At 64.9% G+C, this 6,464-nt stretch carries 5 protein-coding genes; 3 read left to right on the top strand and 2 right to left on the bottom strand.

Annotated elements, in window-relative coordinates:
• Window positions 1-66: 66 nt before the first annotated feature.
• A complete protein-coding gene (locus KBW98_RS10340; protein ID WP_211520045.1) occupies window positions 67-606 on the bottom strand; it encodes a PEP-CTERM sorting domain-containing protein in 540 nt (179 codons plus the stop codon).
• A 388-nt stretch (window positions 607-994) separates the two neighbouring features.
• Here KBW98_RS10340 and KBW98_RS10335 point away from each other — a divergent pair, with 388 nt between their 5' ends.
• The 3 genes from KBW98_RS10335 (at window position 995) to KBW98_RS10325 (ending at window position 4,766) form a co-directional block, all read left to right on the top strand.
• On the top strand, window positions 995-1,789 hold the full coding sequence (locus KBW98_RS10335; protein WP_211520044.1) for a gamma-glutamyl-gamma-aminobutyrate hydrolase family protein: 795 nt from the start codon (window positions 995-997) through the stop codon (window positions 1,787-1,789).
• A gap of 128 nt (window positions 1,790-1,917) precedes the next feature.
• Window positions 1,918-3,288 carry a glutamine synthetase family protein gene (locus KBW98_RS10330; protein WP_211520043.1) on the top strand — a complete coding sequence of 457 codons (1,371 nt, stop codon included), beginning with the start codon at window positions 1,918-1,920 and terminating at the stop codon, window positions 3,286-3,288.
• A gap of 32 nt (window positions 3,289-3,320) precedes the next feature.
• Window positions 3,321-4,766 (top strand): aspartate aminotransferase family protein, encoded by a 1,446-nt coding sequence (locus tag KBW98_RS10325; RefSeq protein WP_211520042.1) that lies wholly within the window; start codon window positions 3,321-3,323, stop codon window positions 4,764-4,766.
• A 171-nt stretch (window positions 4,767-4,937) separates the two neighbouring features.
• Here the strand turns inward: KBW98_RS10325 and KBW98_RS10320 are convergent, their stop codons facing one another.
• Window positions 4,938-6,389 (bottom strand): sodium:solute symporter family protein, encoded by a 1,452-nt coding sequence (locus KBW98_RS10320; RefSeq protein WP_211520041.1) that lies wholly within the window; start codon window positions 6,387-6,389, stop codon window positions 4,938-4,940.
• Window positions 6,390-6,464: the final 75 nt, after the last annotated feature.

The raw sequence follows: 6,464 nt of genomic DNA, 5'->3' as shown, positions 1-6,464 counted from the left end.
GCCCCCCCCCCCCCCCCGGGGGGGGCGGGGGGGGGCGGCCCCCCCCCCCCCCCCCCCCGTCCTCCCTCAGCGGCGGCGTCGCGCCGCGGCCAGGCCCAGCAGGCCGAGGGACAGGGTGAGCAGGGAGGCCGGCTCCGGCACCGGCGCCGTGACCTCGGCCGTCAGTACCGACTTGTCGAAGATGGCGTCTTGCGGCAGGACGCAAACCCGGCCGAGGCGCAGGTTGCAGCCGGCCGTAATCGTTACCGTCAGCATGCCGTCGTCGAGCAGGGCCGCCGCGACATTAAGGCTGTAGTCGGCGCCGCCCAGCGCCACATCCTTCACGGTACCGCCGCTGGCGCCATCGAAACTGAAGTTCAGGGTTTCGGGAATGGGGAACAGCACGTCGGTCAGGTCCCACAGGGACACCACCAGGCTGGCCGATTCGATCTGCATGCCCGACAGCAGCTGGCTGCGCAGGTCATGGGTATAGGTATAGGGTGTCAGCAGCGAGACATAGGCGTCGAGGTGGGGATCGACGACGCTGATGATGGGGGCGGCATTGACATTGCCGCAGGCGGCGATCGCGAAGCTGGCTGCGGCTGCAAGGCGTTTGATGAGCTTCATCCGTGTTCCTGTCGAGGTCAGCCCGGGGATTCGGGGTGAACTTAACAATGCAACAAGCGTGCCACTGTCATTTTCTAGAGCTGGAGTAAAGAAATCGCCGCGCGAAATCTTTTCATTTGTAAATTCGACCGACAGCCTGCTCCTTGCAGTGAAAGAAGATTTCTTGCAGAAGTGTTTTTTGAAAGAATCTTCCACGTATTGCCTCGGATAACCGTGTTGGCGTCCCTGTCGAGTTACCGTTAAGCTTTTGTTACTAGAATTTAGTTTCATGGCAGATCTGCACGGGAGCATCGGCTCCACGGTTTGTTGATCTGGATCAACAGCACCTCGCGTCCGAGCCCGAATCCTCGTATGATGGACTCGTGCGCTTCACCACAAGGTAGAGACCATGCGCCCCCTCGTCATCGTTCCCGCCTGCACGCGTGATTTCGGCGAACATCCGTACCACGCTGCGCAGCACAAGTATGTCGACGCTGTCGTCCTCGGCGCCGACTGCGCCCCCATGATCCTGCCCTCGCTCGGCGCGTCGCTGGATCTGGAGACCATGTTTTCGCTGATCGACGGCATCATGCTGACCGGTTCGGCGTCCAACGTCCATCCCAGCTATTACTCGGAAGAGGTGCTCGATCCCACGCTGCCGCAAGATCCGGCGCGCGACCAGACCACCTTGCCGCTGATCCGCGAAGCGGTGAAGCGCGGCGTGCCGATCATCGCGATCTGCCGCGGCTTCCAGGAGATGAATGTGGCGCTGGGCGGCAGCCTGCACCAGGCGGTGCAGGCGGTGCCGGGCAAGTTCGATCACCGCGAAAAGCCCGAACTCGGCATGGACGAGCAGTACGGCGACGCCCACAACGTCAAGCTGTGCGAGGGCGGCATGCTGCGCGAGATCCTGGGCGTGGACGAGATCCCCGTGAACTCGCTGCACGGCCAGGGCGTGAACTCGATCGCGCCCTGCCTCACGGTGGAAGCGGTGGCCGAGGACGGCCTGGTCGAAGCCTTCACGGTGTCCGACTCGCCGGGCTTTACCCTGGCGGTGCAGTGGCACCCCGAGTGGCGGATCCAGCACAACCCCTATTCGATGAAGATGTTCGGCGCGTTCGGCGAAGCCTGCCGCAAGTACAAGGAGGAACGCGAGGCCAGGCGCCAGGAACAACTCGAGGAACAACGCCGGAGCCGCGGATGATCGTTTTTGAACACAGGGCTGCCGCCCGCAAGTGGGCAACTGCAGTCCCCTAGCTTCCCTGCCTGCCGCATCCCCGCGCGCGGCGCTCGCGCCTGCGCGTCCGTATTGGAAAAGACAGTGAGGCAAACATGGCAATCCGCGAAAATTTCAGCTACACCGACATGGAAGAATGGCTCGATGCGAAACGGGCCACCGAAATCGAATGCCTGGTCCCCGACCTGACCGGCGTTGCGCGTGGCAAGATCCTGCCGCGCGTGAAATTCACCGAAGACCGCGGCATGCGGCTGCCCGAAGTGGTGCTGGGCATGACCGTCACCGGCAACACGCCGGAGCGCGACGACGCCTATAACCGCGCCATCGCCGCCACCGACCGCGACATGATCCTGAAGGCCGACCCGACCACCATCACCATGGTGCCGTGGGCGGTGGACCCGACCGCCCAGGTCATCCACGACTGCTATTTCGCCGACGGCAGCCTGGTCGACTTCGCGCCGCGCAGCGTGCTGCGCCGCGTGCTCAAGCTGTATGCGGAACGCGGCTGGAAGCCGCTGGTGGCGCCCGAGCTCGAGTTCTACCTGACCGCCAAGAACATCGACCCCGACCTGCCGCTGGCCGCGCCGATCGGCCGCAGCGGCCGCGCCGAGACCAGCCGCCAGGTCTACAGCATCGACGCGGTCAACGAGTTCGATCCGCTGTTCGAGGACATCTACGACTATTGCGAGATGATGAACCTCGACGTCGATACCCTGATCCACGAGATCGGCGCCGGCCAGATGGAAATCAACTTCCAGCACGGCGACCCGCTGGGCCTGGGCGACAAGGTGTTCTACTTCAAGCGCACCCTGCGCGAGGCGGCGCTCAAGCACGACATGTACGCCACCTTCATGGCCAAGCCGATGGAAGGCGAGCCCGGTTCGGCGATGCACGTGCACCAGAGCGTGGTCGACGCCAGGACCGGCCGCAACATCTTCAGCAACGAGGACGGTTCCGCTTCCAGGCTGTTCCAGCACTACATCGGCGGCCTGCAGCGCTACATGCCCTCGGCGATGGCGATCGTCGCCCCTTACGTGAATTCCTACCGCCGCATCGTGCGCCACACCGCCGCGCCGATCAACCTGCAGTGGGGCATGGACAACCGCACCGTGGGCTTCCGCGTGCCGGTATCGGGCGCCCAGGACCGCCGCGTCGAGAACCGCGTGATCGGCGCCGACGCCAATCCCTACCTGGCGCTGGCCGTGACCCTGGCCTGCGGCTACCTCGGCATGACCGAGGAAGTCGAGGCCCTGCCGATGGTCGAGGGCAGCGCCTACGACATGCCGGTCGAGCTGCCGCAGGGCCTGTCCGAGGCGATTACCCTGCTGCGGCGCGAGGAGCGGCTGCGCGAGATCCTGGGCGAGCGCTTCATCGACGTCTATTCGGCGGTGAAGGAAGTCGAGCACCAGGAATTCATGCGCGTCATCAGCCCGTGGGAGCGCGAGCACCTGCTGCTGCATGTCTGATCAACGAACATTCACGATGATGGGAGTCGATCATGACAGCCAAGCTCACGGCGGAAGCCCCGGTGCGCGCTCAGGCAGCGGATACTCTTGACACGTACGACACGGCGGCGCTGCAGCAGCTCGACGCGGCGCACTACCTGCATCCCTTCACCGACCACGCCGCCCTGCGCGAGCGGGGCGCGCGTGTCATCGTGCGCGGCGACGGGGTGTATCTCTGGGATTCGGAAGGCAGGAAGATCATCGACGGCATGGCCGGCCTGTGGTGCGTGAACGCCGGCTACGGCCGCGCGAGCATCGCCGAGGCCGTGCATGCGCAGATGCTGGCCCTGCCTTTCTATAACAGCTTCTTCAACACCACCAACGTGCCGGCCGTGAAACTGGCCGCGCTGCTCGCCACCCTGGCGCCGCCCCAGTTCCAGCACGTGTTCTTCACCACCTCGGGGTCGGAAGCGAACGACACCATCGTGCGCATGGTGCGGCGCTACTGGCAGCTGCAGGGCCAGCCGGAACGCCAGGTGATCATCAGCCGCCGCAACGCCTACCACGGCAGCACCATGGCCGGGGCCTCGCTGGGCGGCATGGCGGCCATGCACGCCCAGGGCGGCCTGCCGATCCCCGGCATCACCCATATCGAGCAGCCGAACTATGCCGAGCTGGGACAGGGAATGAGCGAAGCCGGCTTCGGCCTGGTCGCGGCCAGCTGGCTCGAGGACAAGATCCTCGAGGTGGGCCCGGACAAGGTGGCGGCCTTCATCGGCGAGCCGGTGCAGGGCGCGGGCGGCGTGATCATCCCGCCGGCCACCTACTGGCCCGAGATCCAGCGCATCTGCGAGAAGTACGACATCCTGCTGGTGTCGGACGAAGTGATCTGCGGCTTCGGGCGCCTGGGCACCTGGTTCGGCTGCGAACTGATGCAGGCCAAGCCGGACCTGATCGCCTTCGCCAAGGGCGTCACCTCGGGCTACGTGCCGCTGGGCGGGGTGCTGGTCGGCAGCCGCGTGGCCCACACCCTGATCGAGAAGGGCGGGGACTTCAACCACGGCTTCACCTATTCCGGCCACCCGGTGGCCTGCGCCGCCGCGCTGGAGAACCTGCGCATCCTGATCGAGGAAAAGCTGGTGGAGCGGGTGGCGCTGGAAACCGGGCCGCACCTGAAGGCGCGCTTCGCCTCGCTGGTGTCGCATCCGCTGGTGGGGCATGCCGAAACCTGCGGGCTGGCGGCGGGCCTGAACCTGGTGCGGCGCAAGGGCGCCACGGTGCACGATTGCGAAGCCTTCCCGCCCTTGAACGCAGTGGGGATGCTGTGCCGCGGCTTCATGTTCGACAACGGGGTGATCATGCGCGCCGTGGGAGACAGGATGATCGTGGCGCCGCCCTTGTCGATCACGGTGGGGGAGATCGATGAGATGGTGGAGAAGATCAGGTATTGCCTGGATTTGACGCTGGACGCAGTCAAGGAACGAGGGTTGATCGAGTAGCGATTGGGCTGCTCAAAGAAACTTGGGTTCCCGCCTTCGCGGGAATGACGGTTTAAAAGCTGCGGGCTACGATAGTTTCCGTAGCCAGCTCACTTCGCCCGTCATTCCCGCGAAGGCGGGAACCCAAGTTCGTAACTAACCGCCGCGCTTTCAGAGCGCAGCGAAGCACTATCAGGCCGCCACCACCTTCGCCTCACCATGATTCTTCAGCACCTGCGGCGCCAGCGACCCCAAGAACATGCCCGCAAAAGCGGCCAGCAAGCCCGCCAGCTGCCCCGGGAAATGCTCGCCCCAGGTGGTCAGCTGCGGGAAGAACAGCAGCCACACGGCGATGCCCGCGCCGATCGACAGGATCGCGCCCTGGGTGGTCGCGCGTTTCCAGTACAGGCCCAACACCAGCGGCACGAAGGCGCCTACCAGGGTCACCTGGTAGGCGCTCGACACCAGTTCGTAGATCGAGGTGCCTTCCATCGCGATCGCGTAGGTCAGCACGATCGCCGCGAAGATCACCACGGTCACGCGCATCGCCAGCAGCTGCTGCTTGTCGCTCATGCCCGGACGCAGGTGCTTGAGGATGTTCTCGACGAAGCTGGTCGACGGCGCCAGCAGGGTGGCCGAGGAGGTGCTCTTGATCGCCGACAGCAGCGCGCCGAAGAACAGAATCTGCATCACCAGCGGCATCTTGGTCATGATGAAGGTCGGCAGCAGGCGCTGGTAGTCGTTGGTGGCGATCTCCATCGCCGAGTTGCCCATCACGACCACGGCCGCGGCGACGATGAACATCGGCACGAAGGCGAACAGGATGTAGCTGGCGCCGCCGATCACGGCGCCGGTGCGCGCGGTCGGGGCGTCCTTGGCCGACATCACGCGCTGGAACACGTCCTGCTGCGGGATCGAGCCGAACATCATGGTGATGGCCGCGCCGATGAAGAACATGATGTCGGTAAAGCTCGGCTCCGGCAGCACGCGCCACAGGTCGGCCTGCTGGGCCATCGCCAGCACCTTGTCCGAGCCGCCGGCCAGGTCGGCCGCGAAGACCGCGATGATGCTCATGCCGACCACCAGCACGATCATCTGGATGAAGTCGGTGATCGCCACCGCCAGGAAGCCGCCCACCACCACGTAGACCAGCACCGCCAGGGTGCCGATCAGCATGCCGGTGGCGGGCGCCATGGCGCCGTTGGTCAGCACCGAGAACACCAGGCCCAGGGCGGTGATCTGCGCCGCCACCCAGCCCAGGTAGCTCAGGATGATGGCCACCGAGCAGAACACCTCGATACCCTTGCCATAGCGCTTGCGGTAGTAGTCGCCGATGGTCAGCAGATTAAGTTTATACAGTTTGGTGGCGAAGAACAGGCCGACCAGGATCAGGCAGGTGCCGGCCCCGAACGGGTCTTCGATCACGGCGTTCAGGCCGCCCTGGACGAACTTGGCCGGCACGCCCATCACGGTCTCGGCGCCGAACCAGGTGGCGAAGGTGGTGGTGATCACCATGATCAGGGGCAAACTGCGGCCCGCCACGGCGAAGTCGCTGGTATTCTTGATCCGTGTACCCGCCCACATCCCGAGCGCAAGCGTACCCAGCAGGTAGAGCACGACAAAAATGATCAAAGTGGTGTTCATGCGGTGTGTGCTCCGAGGGACAGAATATTATCGGGCGGAAAATCCGCGATTATAAAGGCAGAACCTGGCGATTGG

The sequence above is a fragment of the Massilia sp. ST3 genome, from assembly GCF_018119405.1.
Lineage (GTDB): Bacteria > Pseudomonadota > Gammaproteobacteria > Burkholderiales > Burkholderiaceae_D > Telluria.
This window is presented reverse-complemented; position numbering and strand designations above follow the sequence as displayed.

Bases quoted from the DNA above. Each gene is read 5' to 3' on its own strand.
- KBW98_RS10340 (WP_211520045.1), bottom strand. From the start codon at position 606: ATGAAGCTCATCAAACGCCTTGCAGCCGCAGCCAGCTTCGCGATCGCC.
- KBW98_RS10335 (WP_211520044.1), top strand. From the start codon at position 995: ATGCGCCCCCTCGTCATCGTTCCCGCCTGCACGCGTGATTTCGGCGAA.
- KBW98_RS10330 (WP_211520043.1), top strand. From the start codon at position 1,918: ATGGCAATCCGCGAAAATTTCAGCTACACCGACATGGAAGAATGGCTC.
- KBW98_RS10325 (WP_211520042.1), top strand. From the start codon at position 3,321: ATGACAGCCAAGCTCACGGCGGAAGCCCCGGTGCGCGCTCAGGCAGCG.
- KBW98_RS10320 (WP_211520041.1), bottom strand. From the start codon at position 6,389: ATGAACACCACTTTGATCATTTTTGTCGTGCTCTACCTGCTGGGTACG.